The sequence below is a fragment of the Bradyrhizobium sp. BTAi1 genome, from assembly GCF_000015165.1.
Lineage (GTDB): Bacteria > Pseudomonadota > Alphaproteobacteria > Rhizobiales > Xanthobacteraceae > Bradyrhizobium > Bradyrhizobium denitrificans.
On the sequence record NC_009485.1, the window covers coordinates 6,462,053 to 6,481,305 of the forward strand.

A 19,253-nucleotide genomic window follows, 5' to 3' on the forward strand; every position below is an offset into this window, starting at 1 on the left:
AGAACTGCGCCCGCCAACAACAACAATCTCGGGAGAGAAACATGAAACCTTCGGCGCAAGCCGTCGCCGCAGCCCTCGCGCTCGCGGCCCTCTGCGGAACCGCTCAGGCCCAGACGATCTCGGACGATGTCGTCAAGATCGGCGTGCTCACCGACATGTCCAGCCTCTATGCGGACGCGACCGGCAAGGGCTCGCTGGTGGCCGTGCAGATGGCGGTCGAGGACTATGGCGGCAAGGTCAAGGGCAAGAAGGTCGAAGTCGTCTCGGCCGATCACCAGAACAAGCCGGATGTCGGCGTCAACATCGCCCGCAACTGGTATGACAATGAGAAGGTCGATGCCATCTTCGACGTGCCAACCTCCTCGGTCGCGCTGCCGATCTCGGCGCTGACCCGCGAGAAGAACAAGATCCACATCAATTCCGGCGGCGGTTCATCCGACATCACCGGCAGCCAATGCTCGCCCAACACGGTGCACTGGACCTATGACACCTACGCGCTGTCGAACGTGGCGGGCAAGGCGATGGTCAAGCGCGGCGAGGACACCTGGTTCTTCATCACCGCCGATTACGCGTTCGGCCAGGCTCTGGAGCGTGACGCCGCCAATGTCGTGAAGGAGGCCGGGGGCAAGGTGCTCGGCGACGTGCGCCATCCGCTGAACTCGTCGGACTTCTCCTCCTTCGTGCTGCAGGCCCAGGCGTCCAAGGCCAAGGTGGTGGGTCTCGCCAACGCCGGCGGCGATACGCAGAACGCGCTCAAGCAGGCGGCGGAATTCGGCCTGGCGCAGAGCGGCCAGAAGATGATCGCGCTCTTGATGGAGATCACCGACGTTCACTCCCTCGGCATCAAATCGACCGCCGGACTGATCGTCACCGATGCGTTCTATTGGGACATGAACGACGAGACCCGCGCCTTCTCCAAGCGCTTCAACGACAAGGTCGGGCACATGCCGACCATGATCCAGGCCGGGCTCTATTCGGCGACGATGCATTACCTCAAGGCGATCGAGGCCATCGGCACCGACGAGGCGCCGAAGGTGATGGAGCAGATGCGCGCGACGCCGGTGAACGATTTCTTCGCCAAGAACGGCAAGATCCGCATCGACGGCCGCATGGTGCACGACATGTATCTGTTCGAGGTCAAGAAGCCGGAGGAGTCGAAGGGCGACTGGGACCTCTACAAGCTGATCGCGACCGTGCCGGGCGACGAGGCGTTCCGTCCGCTCGACAAAGGCGGCTGCCCGCTGGTGAAGTGAATGGGAGCATGATCCGGAAAAGTGGAAACCGGTTTTCCGAAAAGATCATGCTCAAACAAAGAGATAAGATCAGGATGCGGTTCTGTTGAAACACATCATGGTCATCTCGGACGACGGCCTGCCAACTCGTTCCTGACAGCGCGCCTGGCCAAGCCTGGCGCGTTGCTTTTTTGAAGCATTCCAAGCCGCCCCCGAGCACCGCTACCAACGCAAGCCGTGCTGCCCACGGTAGCCTGATGCATCAACCGTCGGCAACGACCTGAAGCCACGGTTGGCGCGCTTCTTCACCCTGAGCTTGACGGGCCCTGATGAAAGCAGCAACAGGTAGGAGAGACGTTTCACTGGCTTGCCTGACATTGCCGCCAGGAAACATTACGTAACAAAATTCTTCGCAAAACGCCGCGATTCTAGGTCAATTGACGGTATGGCCCAGACACAACCACACATCCTTGTCGTCGAGGACGACCGCGAAACGCGGACGCTGATCGCGAAATATCTGCGCAACAATTCCTGCAATGTCACGACCGCGACCGACGGCCGCGAGATGACCCGCATCATGGGCGATCACCGGATCGACCTGTTGATCCTCGACGTGATGTTGCCGGGCGAGGACGGCCTGACCCTCTGCCGCAAGCTACGCGCCGAATCGCAGGTGCCGATCATCATGCTCACTGCGCGGGGCGAGGATGTCGACCGCATTCTCGGGCTGGAAATGGGCGCTGACGACTATCTGCCGAAGCCGTTCAATCCGCGCGAGCTACTCGCCCGGATCAATGCCGTGCTGCGCCGGCAGGCCGCCGCGATGACCGCAAGCGCAACCGAGGGCGCGACCGCGCTGAGCTTCCTCGGCTGGCGGATCGATTTCCGGCTGCGCGAGCTGCGCAATCCCGAAGGCGCACGCGTCGCCATGACCAGCGCCGAGTTCGATCTGTTGCGCACCTTCTGCGAACGGCCGGGGCGCGTGCTGTCGCGCGACAGCCTGCTCGACCTGACGCAGGGCCGCAGCGCCGGCTCGTTCGAACGCTCCATCGACGTGCTGGTCAGCCGCATCCGCCGCAAGATCGAGCCGGATCCGCAGGAGGCCACCATGATCAAGACGGTGCGGTCCGGCGGCTACATGTTCACGCCTGTCGTCGAGGTGGTGACGGCGCCGCAGAACCACTGACCGCTCGGATCGGATGATGGCGGATGATGTCGTTCGGCTTTCTCAACCTGAAGGGCATCCGTGGCCAGATCACGGCTCTGGTGGCGATCTCGATCGTTGCGCTGCATGCGATCATCACCGCAACATTCCTGATCTATCGGGCAGAGCAGCCCGAGGGTGAGAGCGAGGCAGGTCCGTTCCAGCTTGCGACCGCCATCCGCATTCTCGGTCGGGCCCCCGCCGACGACCGCCCACGGCTGATGGCCGATATCGTTCGTGCCTATCCCGAGTTCGACATCAAACCTCATTCCGGTCCGCTACCGACCGACCCCGGACGAGCGCCCGAGCCAGGCGCGGAAGGCGCGCCGAGCGCGGGCGGACCAGGCTTCGAACCCCACCACGGACCTGACGGCAGACCTCCCGGACCCGGCGGCTTTCGCGGCCTCGGCCCCGGCTACCGGATCTTCATGTCGCCACCCGGATCGGGCACGCGGCGTGTCGTCGTCGCACTGCCCGACGGTGACCTGATCACGGCCAAGACTCCTGACCGGCCGCGGCGGCCACCGTTCTGGGGCGCTCCATGGTTGACGACCATCCTGTTCGCACTGATCAGCACGACCTTGCTCGGCCTCTGGGCCGCGCGCGCGCTGACATCGCCGCTGTCGAGCTTCGCAAGGGCCGCGGAGAATTTCAGCCTCGATGGTGATGCGCCCGCGCTGCCCGAACGCGGGCCGGAAGAAATCCGTTCATTGGCGCGCGCGCTGAACCGGATGCGGCAGCGCATCACCGCGCTGATGAACGACCGGACCAAGATGCTCGCGGCAATCAGCCATGATCTGCGCACGCCCCTGACCCGGATGCGTTTGCGCTGCGAGTTCGTCGAGGATGAGCTGCAGCGCAGCCGCATGCTGGCCGACCTCGACCAGATGCATACAATGCTGGGATCGGTGCTGTCGTTCCTGCGCAACGGCCGCAAGCTCGAGCCGATGACGCTGGTCGATATTGCCAGCATCCTGCAACTCGTCGCCGATCAGTTCGCCGATGTCGGCCATCAGGTCAGCTATGTCGGTCCGATCCACGCCATGGCCACCGTGCGGCCTGACGATCTGATGCGCTCGGTCACGAACCTGGTCGAGAACGCCGCGAAATATGGCAAGGAGATCGTGATCAGGCTGACGGTCTCGGGCAATCGCCTGACCATCGACGTCGAGGATGACGGCCCGGGCATCGCGGATGCCCTCAAGCCGGATATGCTCGAACCCTTCGTGCGCGGCGACGATGCCCGCAACATGGACGAGGCCACCGGCTTCGGGCTCGGACTGTCGATCGCCAAGGCGATCGTTCAGGCCCATGGCGGCGAGTTGTCGCTGCACGACCGACACCCCTGCGGACTGATCGCACGCATCGAGCTGCCGCTGAGCCGCAGCAGCCTGCGCCCTGCAGCCTGACATGCGCGAACGCGCCCGGATGAACCGGGCGCGCCGCGACACAGCGTATCGATCGCTGTTCTCTTACTCCGAGTACTTGAACTCGGGCATCGACTTCAGCTGGTCCTTGGTCGCGTTGATCATCGCGTGGTCGGGATACCAGCGGTTCTTCGAAGAGCTCATCGACGAGGACGACGTACCGGTGGCAGCCCCCGTCGTCGTGGTCGCCGGCGGCGTGGTCGAGGAGGTCGTGCCGGAGGCCGGAGCGTTGGAGGCGGTGTTGGACTGCACCGGCTGATCCGAGAACTTCACCTGGTCGAACGAGACCGCGACGAGGTGCTCGCCCATGCCGAGAAAGCCGCCGACGCCGATCACGACGCCCTTGACGTTGCCGCTCTTGTCGACGAGCAGGTCGTCAATCGAGCCGACATTCTCGTTGTTGTTGTTGTAGACTTTCACGCCCACCAGCTTGGAGCTGCGCCAATCGCCCTGGTACGACGCCGCCGTGGTATTGGCGGTGGTCGTGGTGCTGGTCGTGGTGGTGGTGCTCTCCGCAGCAAAGGCAGCGGTCGCGAGCAGCAGGGAACCGGCCAGGCCGGCCGCAACAGTCTTCATCATCATGTGGTGTCTCCTCTCAGTGAATGGTGACGAGAGAACTGCAGCGGACAGTCACCGTTCCGCGGGAACTCCGATTTCGTCATGCTGCGCGACAAGCGGTCTCAGTGCAGCGCCGAACTGTGCCTGAGTGACGGTTCCGGCAAATCGCATCAAGACGCCCGCGATGTCGTCGCGTGTCGCGCCCGGATCTGCCGAGACATCAGTGCAGGCTTGCGGATATCAACGCGGATGGCCGGACGGCTCAAGCCGTCCGGCCGCATCCATCGATCCGCGAGACTGAGTGATGTGCGCCCGCCGCGACAAAAGGCAGCGAGCTCGCTGGGCCTGATTAGGCGGCCAGCGCGTCGTCCTGATCGACGGCCTCGGCATAGAACGCGATGGTCTCATAGCGATAGTCGCAGAGGCGGCAACGCCAGAGAAAGGCGGTGCGCCGCCCATCCTTTTCGACCCAGGACGGCAGCGCGATCGGCTCGCCGCATTGGGCGCAGGGATTGTTGCGCGGCAGGTCCAGGACGCGGATGTCGGCCTGCCTGTTGTTGCTGAAACGATCGGCGGTGGTGTCGGTTGCCTTCACGGCCATGACGCGCTCCCTCTCTGTTCAGTTTCTTGAATGAGTCAGGCTTGCTGTCGAACGGACACGGTCATGATAGTCGAGCACTGCCTGATTTGCACGCGCCGAGATGCCGCGCGACATCGGACCTCACGTGCAGATCATCAGGATTGAATCAATTCCTGCCGGAATCGACCGGCGGTTCCGCGGTGTGACGGGCGCCCGCTTTGCGCAGATGAATGGTGGCGATATCATCGGCATAGACTTTTTGCCAGCCATCGACATGGTCGAGCAGCTTGGTCGCCGCGCTCTGGGTGCGCAGCAAGGTCGCCTCGATGTCGTAGTCCTTGAGCAGCCGGAACAGATTGTCCGGCTCCATCAGGCCTGATGCGGCGTTGTGATCGACGAAGAACGTCTCGCCATAGAGCTCGGTGCGGCCGTCGATGAACGGAGCTATTCCGGTCGAGATCAGATAGCCGCCGAAATCATAGTCGTTCAGCACGCGCGTCAGATTGAGCTTCTTGAGCTCGGTCACGGCCGCCACCGGCGTGCCGCGCATGTTCGGCGCGAAGGTCAGGACCGACAAGGACGCCAATGTGCCGGCGCCGAGCGCGAGCACCACGGCCGATGTCAGCGCTGCCCGCGCCCCCGCGGGGGCGGCGGGCAACGGGTCCAACTGCCGCGCCAGCGGCGCGGCGATCACCAGCGGTCCGACCAACGCCAGGATCTCGGCAGCACGCGCCTGGGCCAGCGCCATGTGCAGCAGGCCGAGCAGCATCAGGATGCGGACCGGTGGCAGCTTGAGCCCATGATACAGCGCAAAGCCGATTGCCAGCAGCAGGCAGATCTCGAACGGCCCGAGGCCCTGGAAGTCCGCCGCCTTCCATTCGACGATCAGCGGCAGTGCCTGACCGAGCGACAGGATCTTCTGCGCCGCGAGCAGCGCGTTCCAGCCATAGGGCGTGCAGCAGCTCGCGGCCACAGCGAGCGCGGCGAACGCCATCCAGCGCAATGCCAGCGCGCGGCGAAGCGGCGGCTCGGCATTGACCACCGCATCAAGCGCAGCGGGCGCCATGAAGAACAGGCCGAACACGAAGCCGCCGTGAAGATTGGCCCACAGCGCGATCAGGAGCACCAGCGCCAGAGGCGGCGCCGCCTTGCGATCGGCGGCGTCGATCAATCCCGCCATCCAGGCCACCAGGATCGGAAACGCCAGCACATGCGGCCGCGCCAGCAGATGCGGCAGGCAGAGCAGGAACGCGGCGACGACGAACACCAGCATCGTGCTGTCGCGCAGATGCCGGCCGAGGGCACGCGCGAACAGTGCGAAGGCCAGCGCGATCGCCGACGCCGCCAGCACCACCGGGCCGGTCCAGCCGGCGAGCCGGTAGGCCGCGGCATAGCCGACCTGCGCCAGCCATTGCGTCGAGATCCAGGGCGCGCCGCGCATGGTGAAGGAGTAGACGTCGACCTCGGGCACCGCGCGGTGATCGAGGATCCACTGCCCCACGGTGATCTGCCACAGCGTGTCCGGATCGTTGAGCAGACGGTTGCCGGAGATCAGCAGCAGCGCATAGACGCCGGCGCCGACCCACAGCGGCAACAGCGCGCGTGACGGCCGGATGGTCGCTTCGGTGTGGGTGACGGACAGCGTCATCGCGGCATGGACCTGGCTCGGAGCTTTCGGCCAGCCAAGCACGCCCCGTCTAATTCGGAGTAAACCGTGGCGCCGCGGCCGCCGGCAGTCCCGCCCCAATTCTGCCACATTATCGCCCGGCGATCGCGCCAATTACGGTGCGTAAAGTGTTAAACGTGTGCCGGGGGGCTGCTTGGCACGCGCGTGGTTCCCGGGGGATCCTGACACATGAAACGTCTCGTGCTGACGGCCTGGATCGCAGGCCTTGCGATGGCCGGCCACCTGCCGGCGGCCATGGCTGCGGAAGATTTGGCTGCCGAGGATGCGGCCCCCGCTTCGGCGGCGAAGGCCAAGATCGGCAAGACGGGCGCGAAGGCCAGCACGGCCGTCAAGCTGGCCCATGTCCGCCCGGACGGGATCAAGGAGCTCGCCGCGCACAGCGCCGTCACCAAGGCCGCGCGCGAAGTCGAGGCGATCGAAGCGGTGAGCGGCGCCGACAATTCGCAGCCGGTCGACGCCAATGCGGCCGCTCCGGCGGCCGAGGCCGAGGCGGTGCCGGTCGACACCCCGGCGGCCGAGCCCCGCGAGACCGATCGCAAGGCGGCGGACGTCAAGCCCAAGCACATGAACACCGGCCATCCGCATATCGATGCGCTGGTCGCCGTCCACGCTGCCGCCAACGACGTTCCCGAGGCGCTGATCCACCGCGTGATCGTGCGCGAGAGCAAATATCAAAAGGACCTGGTCGGCCGTTGCGGCTGCATCGGCCTGATGCAGATCAAGCTCGGCACCGCGCGCGGCCTCGGCTACACCGGCGACGCGGCCGGCCTGCACGATCCGAACACCAACCTCACCTATGGCGTGAAATACCTCGCTGGCGCCTATCGCGCCGCCCGCGGCGATCACGACCGCGCCGTGGCCTATTTCGCCAAGGGCTATTATGAGGAGGCCAAGCGGCAGCGTCTCGCCGATGCGCGGCCATTCGCCCGGCCCGAGCGCGTCGCCGCCCCGCTCGACATCACGCCGAAAATCACCCCTGTCCGTCACGCCCGCGCGCATTGAACGCAATAGGTTCCTCGGCGATCGGACCTGTCTTTCCGTGACACTCCGTTGACACGGGACCGTATCGGTCTATTTTAAGCGCGTTCCGAGGGGAGCTCCGAGGGGGAGCTGAGATACCGCACGTGATGCGGTGACCCTTTGAACCTGATCCGGGTCATGCCGGCGAAGGGACAGGGATGCAGCAGACAACCACGACAGGCGGGGATCGTCCCGTATCCATCATCGGCGCGGGCATTGCCGGCGCCTGGCAGGCGCTGTTGTTCGCGCGCGCCGGCCACGCCGTCACGCTGCATGAACGCAGCGACGCCGACCTGATGCTCTCCACCAGTCACTGGGCCGGCGGCATGCTGGCTCCCTATTGCGAGAGCGAGATTTCAGAACCTGTGATCAGCCGGCTCGGCCTCGCCTCGCTCGCGCTGTGGCGGCGCGAGCTGCCGGAGACGCCGTTCAACGGCTCGCTGGTGATCGCGCATGCGCGCGACCGCGCCGATTACGACCGTTTCGCCCGCCGCACCTCCGGCTATGAACGCCTCGACGCGGCGCAGCTCGCAACGCTGGAGCCGTCGCTGGAGGGCCGCTTCCGCGAGGGGCTATTCTATCCGACCGAAGGCCATGTCGAACCGCGCCGCGTGCTGCCGAAGCTGCACCAGCGCATCATCGAGGCCGGCGGCCGCGTGCTGTTCAACAGCAACGTCACGGCGTCCGATCTCGACGGTCTCGTGATCGACTGCCGCGGCCTCGATGCACGCGACGCCGAGCCGGAGCTGCGCGGCGTCAAGGGCGAGATGATCCTGATCGAAACCGCCGAGGTGCAGCTGGCGCGGCCGGTCCGGCTGATGCATCCGCGCTGGCCGCTCTATCTGATCCCGCGCGCCGACAACCTGTTCATGCTGGGCGCGACCTCGCTGGAGGCCGAGGACACCGGCGTGTCCCTGCGCTCGGCGCTGGAGCTGCTCGGCGCCGCCTATTCGGTGCATCCGGCGTTCGGCGAGGCGCGCATCCTCGAATTCGGCTCGGGGCTGCGGCCGGCCTATCCGGACAATCTGCCGCGCATCACCGTGACGAGCGAGCGTGAGATCCGCGTCAACGGCCTCTATCGCCACGGCTTCCTGATCGCGCCGGCCCTGGCGCAGGCGACCTTGAACTACGTCGCGCATGGCCAGATCGACAATGAGGTGATGCGATGCGCGTGACCGTCAATGGCGAGGCCCGTGACATCAGTTCGACCGATGTCGCCGCGCTGCTGTCCGAGCTCGACTATGAAGGCAGCCATTTTGCCATCGCGCTGAACTACGACGTGGTGCCCAAGAGCCGCTGGTCCGAGACGCCGCTGAAGGCCGGCGACGAGATCGAGATCATCACCCCCCGGCAGGGAGGGTGATGATGGCCGTGGATTGCTCGCTCGTTCGTGATACTCCGCTGTCGTCCCCGCGAAGGCGGGGACCCATAGCCACCGGCGGCCGTGAGGACACCCGATCTCTCCCACCGTGCCCCTGCGCGATATCGCACGGCATGGCTTCCGGCTTTCGCCGGGACGACGTGGGAAGAGAGGTCGCGCTCCACCCCCAACTGCCATCGCCCGGCTTGACCGGGCGATCCAATCCACCGCGCCCTTTCGGCCTGACCGCACGGCCTCTGGAATACTGGATCCCCGCTTTCGCAGGGGTGGCAGCTTCCATTGTGGCAACCACCGTCCGCAACGACGGAGACAATTAATGCCCACCTTCTACGACAAGACCTTCACCTCCCGCCTGCTGATCGGCACCGCGCTCTACCCGTCGCCGGCCATCATGCAGGACGCGATCCGCGCCTCCGGGGCCGAGATCGTCACGGTGTCGCTGCGCCGTGAGGCCGCCGGCGGCAAATCGGGCGATGCGTTCTGGAAGCTGATCCGCGAGCTCAACGTCACGGTGCTACCGAACACCGCCGGCTGCCGCAGCGTCCGCGAGGCCGTCACCACCGCCAAGCTCGCGCGCGAATTGTTCGGCACGTCGTGGATCAAGCTCGAAGTCATCGCCGACAACGACACCCTGCAGCCGGACGTCGTCGGCCTGGTGGAGGCGGCGACGATCCTGATCAAGGACGGCTTCGAGGTCTTCCCTTATTGCACCGAGGATCTCTCGGTCGCGACGCGGCTGGTCGATGCCGGCTGCAAGGTCGTGATGCCGTGGGCGGCACCGATCGGCAGCGCGAAAGGCATCATCAATCGCGATGCGCTGAAGCTGCTGCGCGACCGCCTGCCCGACATCACGCTCGTCGTCGACGCCGGCCTCGGCGCTCCCTCTCACGCGGCCGAAGCGCTCGAGCTCGGCTATGACGCGGTGCTGCTCAACACTGCGGTGGCCAAGGCTGCCGACCCGGTGGCGATGGCCCGCGCCTTCAGGCTCGGCTGTGATGCCGGCCGTACCGCCTACGAGGCCGGGCTGATGGACGCCCGCGACTTCGCCTCGCCCTCCACCCCTGTCGTTGGGACACCGTTCTGGCATGCCGTATCCTGATCGCTTCTATCCCGTCGTCGACAGCCTTGCCTGGGTCGAGCGCCTGACCAAGCTCGGCGTCGGCACAGTGCAATTGCGCGCCAAGGATCTCAATGATGGCGAGGCGCTGCAGATCGTCACCGACGCGCTCGAGATCACCAAGGGCACGGCGACGAAGCTGATCGTCAACGACTATTGGCGCGCCGCGATCGTTGCCGGTGCCGAACATCTCCATCTCGGCCAGGAGGATCTGGCGGACGCCGACGTCAGGGCGATCAAGCAGGCTGGCCTCACGCTCGGCCTCTCCACCCATGACGATGCCGAGCTGGAGAATGCGCTCGCGGCCGAACCCGATTATGTCGCGCTGGGGCCGATCTTCCCGACCACCTTGAAAGCGATGCGCTTCGCCCCGCAGGGCATCCCGAAGATCAGCGTCTGGAAACAGCGCGTCGGCAATATCCCGCTGGTCGCGATCGGCGGCATCAAGCTCGAGCAGGCAGCCGAGATCTTTGCCGCCGGTGCCGACTCGATCGCCGTCGTCTCCGACGTCACCCAGAACGCTGACCCAGACGCCCGCGTCCGCGCCTGGCTCGACGCAACGAAGGAGCTGGCCTGATGCTCCGCGATCTCCACCGTCATTGCGAGCGCAGCGAAGCAATCCAGGGCCGCGCGTGCCGCTCTCGATGACTTCCTCGCTCACGCGCCTCGCAATGACGTCCGCCATTCACTCCGACAACGACAATTGAGAAGGAGGATCCCATGAACATCCGCTCCAATCCCGACACGACACTGCCCGCCGTGACCACCGGTCCGCTGCCCTCCTCGCGCAAGATCTATGCGGCGCCGGACTCCGCGCCCGATTTGCGCGTGCCGCTGCGCGAGATCATCCTCTCCGAGGCCGCCGGCGAGCCGAACCTGCCGGTGTACGACACGTCGGGCCCCTACACCGATCCCTCCGTCACCATCGACGTCAATGCCGGCCTGCCGCGCAACCGCACGGCCTGGGTGCTCGAACGCGGTGGCGTCGAGGAGTATGAGGGGCGCGACATCAAGCCGGAGGACAACGGCAATGTCGGCGCCGACAAGGCGGCGAAAGCCTTCATCGCGCATCACAAGCCGCTGCGCGGCCTCGACGGTCACAAGATCACCCAGCTCGAATTCGCCCGCGCCGGCATCATCACCAAGGAGATGATCTACGTCGCCGAGCGCGAGAATCTTGGCCGCAAGCAGCAGCTGGAACGCGCCGAAGCCGCGCTCGCCGACGGCGAGAGTTTTGGCGCCGAGGTCCCCGCCTTCATCACGCCGGAGTTCGTGCGCTCCGAGATCGCGCGGGGACGGGCCATCATCCCCTGCAACATCAACCACGCCGAATTGGAGCCGATGATCATCGGCCGCAACTTTCTCACCAAGATCAACGCCAATATCGGCAACTCGGCGGTGACCTCGTCCGTCGAGGAGGAAGTGGACAAGATGGTGTGGGCGATCCGCTGGGGCGCCGACACGGTGATGGACCTCTCGACCGGCCGCAACATCCACACCACCCGCGAATGGATCCTGCGCAACTCGCCGGTGCCGATCGGCACGGTGCCGATCTACCAGGCGCTGGAGAAGTGCAACGGCGATCCGGTCAAGCTGACCTGGGAGCTCTACAAGGACACGCTGATCGAGCAGTGCGAACAGGGCGTCGACTACTTCACCATCCATGCCGGCGTGCGGCTGCAATACATCCACCTCACCGCGTCACGCGTCACCGGCATCGTCTCGCGCGGCGGCTCGATCATGGCCAAGTGGTGCCTCGCGCATCACAAGGAGAGCTTCCTCTACACGCATTTCGACGAGATCTGCGACATCATGCGCAAGTATGACGTCTCGTTCTCGCTCGGCGACGGCCTGCGCCCCGGCTCGATCGCGGACGCTAACGACCGCGCGCAGTTCGCGGAGCTGGAGACGCTCGGCGAGCTCACCAAGATCGCCTGGGACAAGGGCTGCCAGGTCATGATCGAGGGCCCCGGCCACGTGCCGATGCACAAGATCAAGATCAACATGGACAAGCAGCTCAAGGAGTGCGGCGAGGCGCCGTTCTATACGCTCGGGCCGCTGACGACGGACATCGCACCCGGCTACGACCACATCACGTCAGGCATCGGCGCCGCCATGATCGGCTGGTTCGGCTGCGCGATGCTGTGCTACGTGACGCCGAAGGAGCATCTCGGTCTGCCCGATCGCAACGACGTCAAGACCGGCGTCATCACCTACAAGATCGCCGCCCACGCCGCCGATCTCGCCAAGGGCCATCCCGCCGCGCAGCTGCGCGACGATGCGCTGTCCCGCGCCCGCTTCGAGTTCCGCTGGACCGACCAGTTCAACCTCGGTCTCGACCCGGACACGGCCAAGAGCTTCCACGACGAGACCCTGCCCAAGGAAGCCCACAAGGTCGCGCATTTCTGCTCGATGTGCGGCCCGAAATTCTGCTCGATGAAGATCACCCAGGACGTCCGCGACTACGCCGCCACGCTGAACGATCCGACCACCGTCGGCGTGACCATCAGCGGCACCATCGAAGACGGCATGGCCCAGATGAGCGCCAAGTTCAAGGAAATGGGCGGCAGCGTGTATCTCGATGCTGACAAAGTGAAGGAGAGCAACAAGGCGTTGTCCTGACGCCCGCCCCGCTCTCTCCATCGTCATTGCCGGGCGCAGACCCGGCCATCTATCAAGCCGGGCGCAAGCCCGGCTTCTTGTTTGATGACCTTAGCTGTTTGCTTCAGAACTTCACATCGTCGCAGACCCGCTTCAGCTTGATCTGAATGAAGTAATCGACGGAGGCCACATGCCCATCCACCACATCCCCGCCCCACCGCACGTCAAAGCTCCGCCGCTGTCGTTCGGCACGCGGATCGGCGACCTCCTGTTCATCTCCGGCATCCCCGGCTTCGACGCCCACGGCAACCTGCCCGATGAGTTCGAGGCGCAGTTCGCCAACATCGTGACCAACTTCACGCGCGTGCTGACCGAAGGCGGCGCTGGCCTTCGCGATCTCGTCAAGGTCAACGTGCTGCTGACGCGCGCGGCTGATGTCGCGACCATGAACCGGCTCTATGCCGCGGCGTTCGGACCAGCGCCGTATCCGGCGCGGACGACCTGTGTCGTCGTCGCGCTGCCCGATCCGAAGATGTTGATCGAGATCGAGGGTGTCGCCGCGGTCGCAAAACCGTAGGATGGGTTAGCGGACGGCGATCGACAAAGGCGCCAAACTGACAGATGATGGAGGGACGTTCGCGTCACCCACCCTACGCCGCGCTGTGTTACGCGCCCCTACAAAGACCATCTGCACAAAGACCATCTGCGGCGAGGCTTTCTCTCGGCGCTACCCCTCTTTACAGCTCAGGCAGGGCAATCGTTTGAACCCGACGCGCTGACGCGCAACTTAGCACAGCCCTGATGCGGCGCGGCCACGCTGCGGCGAGGTGTGGCGGTTCGCGCGCATTTGCCGCACAAAACCGCCATCGGCGCCTTCAAAAGGAACCACCGAGCACCCACACAGGGCCCGCCCCATCGGGGCCTGCTTGTTGCCGGAGTTGTCGATGTCGCGTTTCACCACCGCTTGTATTGTCGGCGGCCTTGCTGCCGCTTCTGCTTTTGCCTCCACCCCGGCACAGGCCGGCTATTACATCCTTCGCTGGGACAACACCGGGATCTGCCAGGTCTGGAGCGAGGCGTTCACGTTCAAGCCGATCCGTTGGCCGTCGGGCTACAAGATCGTCAGCCGCCCGGTGCCGACCTTCAATGAGGCGGTCAACCTGCAGGTCAGGCTGCGTCGGCAGGGCCGCTGCACGCTGTGAGGCGCCGCCAGCGCGCTGGTGCTGGTCACCGGGCACCCGCCCTCGCCGCGCGTAGGCCGACATCGCTGTGAACGGATCGCGGTCCCGCCTTGCGCGGCCCGCCCTTTTGTCGCACCACTTCGCGGTGGCTGCCGCGGCTGCATCGTGGCCGCGGCTGCAGCCATGATGATCTGGTCGGTTTGTTTCAGGAGATTGACGATGCGTCGCTTGACCACTCTCGCTGCCGCCGCGGCCCTGACGGCCGCCTCGCTCGCAACCCCGGCCCTGGCCGCGCCAGCCGCCAAGACCGGCTATTACGTGATCCGCTGGGAGAACACCGGCATCTGCCAGATCTGGAACACCGAGCTGCAGTCGAAGCCGCTGGAATGGCCCTCGAGCTACAAGATCGTCTCCAAGCCGGTGCCGACCTTCGTCGAGGCCACCAACATCCAGCTCAAGCTGCGCGACGAGCGCCGCTGCTTCCTGTAAGCGGGGCGGAGCCGTGGCCGCCGGCTGCGCTCAGGCTGGGCCGGCAACCGGGCTCGCTTGCATCGGCACGAAGCCCGGCAGCGCGGCGATCCGCGCCAGCCACGCCGTCACATGGGGGTAAGGCGCCAGCGCGATGCCGCCCTCGGGCGCATGCGCCGTGTAGCTGTAATGGGCGATGTCGGCGATGGTCGGCACGTCGCCGACAAGGAACGGCCGGCGGCCCAGCTCCTGCTCCATGACCGCGAACAGGCCGTTCGCGAGCTGATGCGCCCTCGCGATGTCGAGCGGAGCGCCGAACAGGGTCGCCACCCGTGCCGCGGCCGCTCCGAAGGCGAGCGGCCCTGCTGCGGCGGACAGCCAGCGCTGCACCTGGGCCTGGCCGAGCGGATCGCGCGGCAGCCAGCGGCCGGACTCATCATAGCGGCGCGCGAGATAGACCAGGATGGCATTGGAGTCGGGGATCACGGCATCGCCCTCGACCAGCACCGGCACCTGGCCGAACGGATTGAGCGCCAGAAAATCCGGCCGCTTATGCGCGCCGCCGCTGAGGTCGACCTCGACATAGTCGCAGTCGAGGCCGAGCAGATGCAACATCAGCCGCGCACGATGTGCATGGCCGGACAAAGCGAAGTGATAGAGGCGGCGTTGGGTCATGCAGGGCTCCCGTCGTTCCGCCGCAAGGTCTAAGCCGAGGCCATGACACCTACAACGCAACGCGGCATCAATGGCTTGTTGCTGATCCCGCAATAATGCGACAGATCCCGCCCATGGACCGCCTGCCCGATCAGCTCAAGCCCGGCCTCCGCCTCGTTTTCGTCGGCACCGCCGCGAGCGCCCGCTCGGCCGCGACCGGGCATTATTACGCGCATCCCGGCAACCGTTTCTGGCCGACGCTGTTCGCGGTCGGCCTGACGCCGCGGCTGTATCGACCGCACGAATTTCCGGCGCTGCTGTCGCTCGGCATCGGCTTCACTGACCTCTGCAAGCAGGGTGCGGGCATGGACCATGTGGCGCTGAAGGCCGGCGTCGATGTCGCGGGCTTTGCGGCAAAGATCCGGCGTCATCGGCCGCGCACCATCGCCTTCACCAGCAAGAAGGCGGCGAGCCTGTTCTACCGCAAGCCGACCGGCGCGATCGCCCTGGGGCGCCAATCCGAGCAGGATGACTTCCCGACGGCGTTCGTGCTCGCCTCGCCCTCCGGCGCCGCGTCCGGTGCGTGGACCTTGCAGCCGTGGCAGGATCTGGCCGAGCACGTCGCGTCGGGCTAGCGCATGATCCTGGACAAGGGAGATGAGCCGCGCTGGACGTGATGGCGGCCGACAAGCCGGCGCATCAGACTGCGGAAGGACCAGCCGAACGGCTGTGGCGTTCGGCTGTCATCGCCCGGTCAAGCCGGGCGACGACGATTGTTGTTTGGTCGAAGGATGCCGCAACTACCTGATCGTGATCGCGAGGCCCGACAGATCGACATTGGCCAACAGCCCGATCTGCTCGCCCGAGAGTTCGAGCACCGCGCCCTTCTGATTGGTCAGCACGATGCCACGCACGCCGCGGCCGACGGCAAGGCCCGCACCGGCGGCGCCATAGACGCCCTCGACATCGGACGGACGCCAGATGTTGCTGACGCGACCGCGCAGCACCGTGCGCGAGCCGCCGAACACAAGCCCCCAATCGAGGCCACCGGTCGACAGCGGATAGGCTCGGCCATGGAAATGCAACATGCCACTGCCGCCGGAGCCGCCGATGATCCATCCCGCCTTGTAGATGGTCAGCGTGATGAAGCCGCCATCCGCATGCGCGGTGGTGGGCAGAACGGCGCCGGCTGCGGCCGTCAGTGCCACCAGCATACCGCGAAGGAAGGACGCAATTTTCATGGATCAAATCTCCAGTGACGTGAAGTCGAGGTCATTCGATAGCCACATGTGACAATCGCGCCCCACCAATCGAATCGATCGGGCCGAATTTAGCCCTTTGCGCGGCGCCAAGCATATGGCGCCGCTTGTGTGTTCGAAATGCCGCCACTTCGCCCCCGCGCGGCCGGCCCGGCGATCCGGGCGACCCGCGCCGCCGGGCGCACAGGCACGCCGGGAGGCGAAATGGGTCGAGACCCGCGCAAAACCATGGCGCTTTAGGGGTATTTCAGCCCCAGGCGGCCGCTACGATGTTGCGTTAAGGACCCGTTAACCTTGTCCGACCACGGTGATTTACGGGCTGGATGTTTAGTTGGTCTCGATGTTTTCGCACCGTTTTCATCCGGTGCGGGCGTTGATCGGGAGGAGTTATGTCACAAGAGTTGTCAGCCGATGCCGCAAGTCCGTCACTCGTTCCACTCGTTATGCCGCCGTCGCCCTCCGCGACGGAGGTTCTGCCGCTGTTGATCGGCACGCCGCTGTCAGACATCGAGCGCGAGCTCATCGTTCAGACCCTGGCGCGCTGCAACGGCAATCGCACCCACGCCGCCAGGCTGCTCGGGATGCCGGTTCGTACCCTGCGGAACAAGATCCGCGGCTACACCGCCGAGGGCATTGCGGTCCCGGCCTATACGGCCTGAGACGACGGTGGACCATGCGAAATCCCTTCGCATGGAACTCATCAGGACGCGGTGCCGATTGATGTTGATCGATCGGCCTCGCGGCTCTGCTGCAATTGCTGCGGTTGTTGTGGCTCTGTTACCCTTCGCTGCGAATCAAATGATCGTAGCGGAGTTGCGGTAGTGGCGAAGAATCCGGCCGGACGCGGCCTGCAGGGCCCAGCGGGTCCACGTGGCCCGCAGGGGCAGCCTGGGAAGCGCGGACCGGATGGCCAGCGCGGCAAGCCCGGTCCTGACGGCAAAGCAGGACCACAGGGCAAACCCGGCCCGCAAGGACCGCGTGGCGAGGCTGGTCCGCCAGGCAAACCCGGGCCCCAGGGGCCTGCAGGGCCGCAGGGACCGCAAGGCCCGCGCGGCGAACAGGGACCGCCCGGCACGCTGCCGACCATCGACCAGCTGATGCCCTGGCTGGAGCAGATCTTCGAGGCCTATGAGGATTACAAGCGCACGCGTGACCGCGAGGCGCATGAGCGCGAGGCCGCGCAACTCGCCGTGCGCGACATCTTCGCCGCCGTCCAGCATGACGACGCGCTGGACGAGGCCTTCGAGGACGACGATCCCCACGAGATCGACGTGCCGAAAAAGAAGAAAAAGAAGAAGCACAAAAAAAAGAAGAAGCACGAGATGCACGCCGACGAGCCGGACGCGGAGGACGAGGCGTTCTGAGCGTCGCGGCCCGCCCTGGCGCGGCCGCCCGGCTTGGGCCGAACTCAGCGGCCGAATCTGGCGGCCGAACGCTCGCGCGCCTTGGCAGCCTCGATCTCGCGATCGCGCGGCGGAGCCTGGGTCTGCAGCGAGCTCAACAGCCGCCGGGCCGCGTCGGCCACCTCCTCCACCGCACGTGCGAAGGCGGCTTCGTTGGCCTGCGACGGCGTGTTGAAGCCGGACAGCTTGCGCACGAACTGCAAGGCCGAGGCTTGAATTTCGGCCTCCGTCGCCGGTGGCTCGAAATTGAACAGCGTCTTGATGTTGCGGCACATGACAGGTCTCATCAATCCGGTGCTGAACCAGGTCGCCGGACGTGCTAACATGTCTCCGACGCGGCCGCCAAGAGTCGCGCATGATCCGGGGGAATTCATGCTTCGACAACTGGTGTTTCGACCAATCACGCTTCGACCCTGTGTCGCCGTCCTTGCTGCTTTCGTCGCCTGTTGCGACCCGGCCGAGGCCGCGGACTATCCGGCCCCGAAACAGGCGGACTTCGTCGTCAAGGATTTCAAATTCCACACCGGCGAGACACTGCCGGAACTGAAGCTGCACTACACCACCGTGGGCGAGCCGACCGGACAGCCGGTGCTGGTGCTGCACGGCACCGGCGGCTCGGGCGCCAGCATGCTGGTGGCGCCGTTCGCCGGCGAGCTGTTCGGCAAGGATCAGCCGCTCGACGCGACGAAGTACTACATCATCATCCCCGACAGCATCGGGCACGGCAAATCATCCAAGCCATCCGATGGGTTGAAGACCGGCTTTCCGGCCTATGACTATGCCGACATGGTCGATGCACAACACCGGCTGCTGACCGAAGGTCTCGGCATCAAGCATCTACGCCTCGTCATCGGCAATTCGATGGGCGGCATGCACAGCTGGGTCTGGGCAACGCGCTATCCCGACTTCATGGATATCGCCGTGCCGATGGCATCGCAGCCGACCGAGATGGCGGCGCGCAACTGGATGCTGCGCCGGATCATGCTGGAGACCATCCGCAACGATCCCGACTATAGCGGCGGCAACTACACGACCCAGCCGCGCATGATGAAGTACGCCGTCACGGCCTATGCCACCGCTACCGCCGGCGGCACCATCGCCTATCAGCTCGCGGCACCGACCGCAGCCCTGGCCGACAAGATGGTGGAGGAGCGCCTGGCGCAGGCTGTTCCCACCGACGCCAATGACTTCATCTATCAATGGGAGTCCTCGCACGACTATAATCCGTCGGCGGATCTCGGGAAAATCAAGGCGACCGTAATGCTGATCAACTCCGCCGACGACGAGCGCAATCCGCCGGAGACCGGCGTCACCGGCGAGGCAATGAAGCGCATCGCCAATGGCAAGCTGCTGCTGATCCCGGCCTCGGCCGAGACGCGCGGCCATCTCACCACCGGCAACGCCAAATTCTACGCGCAGCCGCTGCGCGAGCTGCTGGCGAGCGCACCGCAGCGGGGCGGCTGATAGCGAGAGGGAACGAC

22 protein-coding genes and 1 riboswitch are annotated in these 19,253 nt (G+C 65.5%); of the genes, 16 read left to right on the plus strand and 6 right to left on the minus strand.

Features of this window, described 5'->3' with window-relative positions; genetic code table 11:
• Positions 1–41 precede the first annotated feature (41 nt).
• The 3 genes from BBTA_RS29105 to BBTA_RS29115 all read left to right on the plus strand — a co-directional run bounded on the left by BBTA_RS29105 (position 42) and on the right by BBTA_RS29115 (position 3,845).
• Positions 42–1,253: an ABC transporter substrate-binding protein gene (locus BBTA_RS29105; RefSeq protein ID WP_012046087.1), complete on the plus strand. Its 1,212-nt coding sequence runs from the start codon at positions 42–44 to the stop codon at positions 1,251–1,253.
• Positions 1,254–1,677: 424 nt separating this feature from the next.
• Entirely contained in the window at positions 1,678–2,418 is a 741-nt protein-coding gene (locus tag BBTA_RS29110) for a response regulator (protein ID WP_012046088.1), read from the plus strand.
• Between the two features lie 23 nt (positions 2,419–2,441).
• Positions 2,442–3,845, plus strand: coding sequence for an ATP-binding protein (locus BBTA_RS29115; RefSeq protein WP_012046089.1), 1,404 nt, complete (start codon positions 2,442–2,444; stop codon positions 3,843–3,845).
• 63 nt (positions 3,846–3,908) lie between these two features.
• On the opposite strand, the gene BBTA_RS29120 is transcribed toward BBTA_RS29115, so the two are convergent.
• The 3 genes from BBTA_RS29120 to BBTA_RS29130 form a co-directional block, all read right to left on the minus strand.
• Positions 3,909–4,445, minus strand: coding sequence for a PRC-barrel domain-containing protein (locus BBTA_RS29120; RefSeq protein WP_012046090.1), 537 nt, complete (start codon positions 4,443–4,445; stop codon positions 3,909–3,911).
• A 325-nt stretch (positions 4,446–4,770) separates the two neighbouring features.
• Positions 4,771–5,022, minus strand: a complete 252-nt coding sequence (locus BBTA_RS29125) for a hypothetical protein (RefSeq protein ID WP_012046091.1) — start codon at positions 5,020–5,022, stop codon at positions 4,771–4,773.
• Positions 5,023–5,167: 145 nt separating this feature from the next.
• A complete protein-coding gene (locus BBTA_RS29130) occupies positions 5,168–6,649 on the minus strand; it encodes a hypothetical protein (protein WP_012046092.1) in 1,482 nt (493 codons plus the stop codon).
• A 207-nt stretch (positions 6,650–6,856) separates the two neighbouring features.
• On the opposite strand from BBTA_RS29130, the gene BBTA_RS40945 reads away from it, so the two are divergent.
• The 9 genes from BBTA_RS40945 (at position 6,857) to BBTA_RS29175 (ending at position 14,477) form a co-directional block, all read left to right on the plus strand.
• Entirely contained in the window at positions 6,857–7,690 is an 834-nt protein-coding gene (locus tag BBTA_RS40945; protein ID WP_012046093.1) for a transglycosylase SLT domain-containing protein, read from the plus strand.
• A gap of 78 nt (positions 7,691–7,768) precedes the next feature.
• Positions 7,769–7,879: riboswitch (TPP riboswitch) on the plus strand.
• Positions 7,867–8,883 carry an FAD-dependent oxidoreductase gene (locus BBTA_RS29140; protein WP_012046094.1) on the plus strand — a complete coding sequence of 339 codons (1,017 nt, stop codon included), beginning with the start codon at positions 7,867–7,869 and terminating at the stop codon, positions 8,881–8,883. Its footprint overlaps the riboswitch before it by 13 nt.
• Positions 8,874–9,071 carry a sulfur carrier protein ThiS gene (gene thiS / locus BBTA_RS29145; protein WP_012046095.1) on the plus strand — a complete coding sequence of 66 codons (198 nt, stop codon included), beginning with the start codon at positions 8,874–8,876 and terminating at the stop codon, positions 9,069–9,071. The genes BBTA_RS29140 and thiS overlap by 10 nt, the downstream gene beginning before the upstream one ends.
• Before the next feature lie 334 nt (positions 9,072–9,405).
• Complete coding sequence (locus tag BBTA_RS29150) at positions 9,406–10,188, plus strand: thiazole synthase (protein ID WP_012046096.1); 783 nt, start codon at positions 9,406–9,408, stop codon at positions 10,186–10,188.
• The gene (locus BBTA_RS29155) at positions 10,175–10,783 is read left to right on the plus strand and encodes a thiamine phosphate synthase (protein ID WP_012046097.1); all 609 of its coding nucleotides are present in this window, start codon (positions 10,175–10,177) and stop codon (positions 10,781–10,783) included. The genes BBTA_RS29150 and BBTA_RS29155 overlap by 14 nt, the downstream gene beginning before the upstream one ends.
• A 143-nt stretch (positions 10,784–10,926) precedes the next feature.
• Positions 10,927–12,828 carry a phosphomethylpyrimidine synthase ThiC gene (thiC, locus tag BBTA_RS29160; protein WP_012046098.1) on the plus strand — a complete coding sequence of 634 codons (1,902 nt, stop codon included), beginning with the start codon at positions 10,927–10,929 and terminating at the stop codon, positions 12,826–12,828.
• Positions 12,829–12,997: 169 nt separating this feature from the next.
• The gene (locus BBTA_RS29165) at positions 12,998–13,384 is read left to right on the plus strand and encodes a RidA family protein (RefSeq protein WP_012046099.1); all 387 of its coding nucleotides are present in this window, start codon (positions 12,998–13,000) and stop codon (positions 13,382–13,384) included.
• A gap of 367 nt (positions 13,385–13,751) precedes the next feature.
• On the plus strand, positions 13,752–14,009 hold the full coding sequence (locus BBTA_RS29170; RefSeq protein WP_012046100.1) for a hypothetical protein: 258 nt from the start codon (positions 13,752–13,754) through the stop codon (positions 14,007–14,009).
• Positions 14,010–14,207: 198 nt separating this feature from the next.
• On the plus strand, positions 14,208–14,477 hold the full coding sequence (locus BBTA_RS29175; protein WP_012046101.1) for a hypothetical protein: 270 nt from the start codon (positions 14,208–14,210) through the stop codon (positions 14,475–14,477).
• A gap of 30 nt (positions 14,478–14,507) precedes the next feature.
• Here the strand turns inward: BBTA_RS29175 and BBTA_RS29180 are convergent, their stop codons facing one another.
• Positions 14,508–15,131 (minus strand): glutathione S-transferase family protein, encoded by a 624-nt coding sequence (locus tag BBTA_RS29180; protein WP_012046102.1) that lies wholly within the window; start codon positions 15,129–15,131, stop codon positions 14,508–14,510.
• Positions 15,132–15,244: 113 nt separating this feature from the next.
• On the opposite strand from BBTA_RS29180, the gene BBTA_RS29185 reads away from it, so the two are divergent.
• The gene (locus tag BBTA_RS29185; RefSeq protein ID WP_012046103.1) at positions 15,245–15,745 is read left to right on the plus strand and encodes a mismatch-specific DNA-glycosylase; all 501 of its coding nucleotides are present in this window, start codon (positions 15,245–15,247) and stop codon (positions 15,743–15,745) included.
• 165 nt (positions 15,746–15,910) lie between these two features.
• On the opposite strand, the gene BBTA_RS29190 is transcribed toward BBTA_RS29185, so the two are convergent.
• Entirely contained in the window at positions 15,911–16,351 is a 441-nt protein-coding gene (locus BBTA_RS29190; RefSeq protein WP_012046104.1) for a hypothetical protein, read from the minus strand.
• Positions 16,352–16,758: 407 nt separating this feature from the next.
• On the opposite strand from BBTA_RS29190, the gene BBTA_RS29195 reads away from it, so the two are divergent.
• Both BBTA_RS29195 and BBTA_RS29200 read left to right on the plus strand, forming a co-directional pair.
• The gene (locus BBTA_RS29195) at positions 16,759–17,028 is read left to right on the plus strand and encodes a helix-turn-helix domain-containing protein (RefSeq protein ID WP_041750961.1); all 270 of its coding nucleotides are present in this window, start codon (positions 16,759–16,761) and stop codon (positions 17,026–17,028) included.
• A 162-nt stretch (positions 17,029–17,190) separates the two neighbouring features.
• The gene (locus BBTA_RS29200; RefSeq protein WP_012046105.1) at positions 17,191–17,733 is read left to right on the plus strand and encodes a collagen-like protein; all 543 of its coding nucleotides are present in this window, start codon (positions 17,191–17,193) and stop codon (positions 17,731–17,733) included.
• A 44-nt stretch (positions 17,734–17,777) separates the two neighbouring features.
• Here the strand turns inward: BBTA_RS29200 and BBTA_RS29205 are convergent, their stop codons facing one another.
• Positions 17,778–18,047, minus strand: a complete 270-nt coding sequence (locus tag BBTA_RS29205; RefSeq protein WP_012046106.1) for a DUF2277 domain-containing protein — start codon at positions 18,045–18,047, stop codon at positions 17,778–17,780.
• Positions 18,048–18,144: 97 nt separating this feature from the next.
• On the opposite strand from BBTA_RS29205, the gene BBTA_RS29210 reads away from it, so the two are divergent.
• Complete coding sequence (locus tag BBTA_RS29210; protein ID WP_012046107.1) at positions 18,145–19,236, plus strand: alpha/beta fold hydrolase; 1,092 nt, start codon at positions 18,145–18,147, stop codon at positions 19,234–19,236.
• Positions 19,237–19,253: the final 17 nt, after the last annotated feature.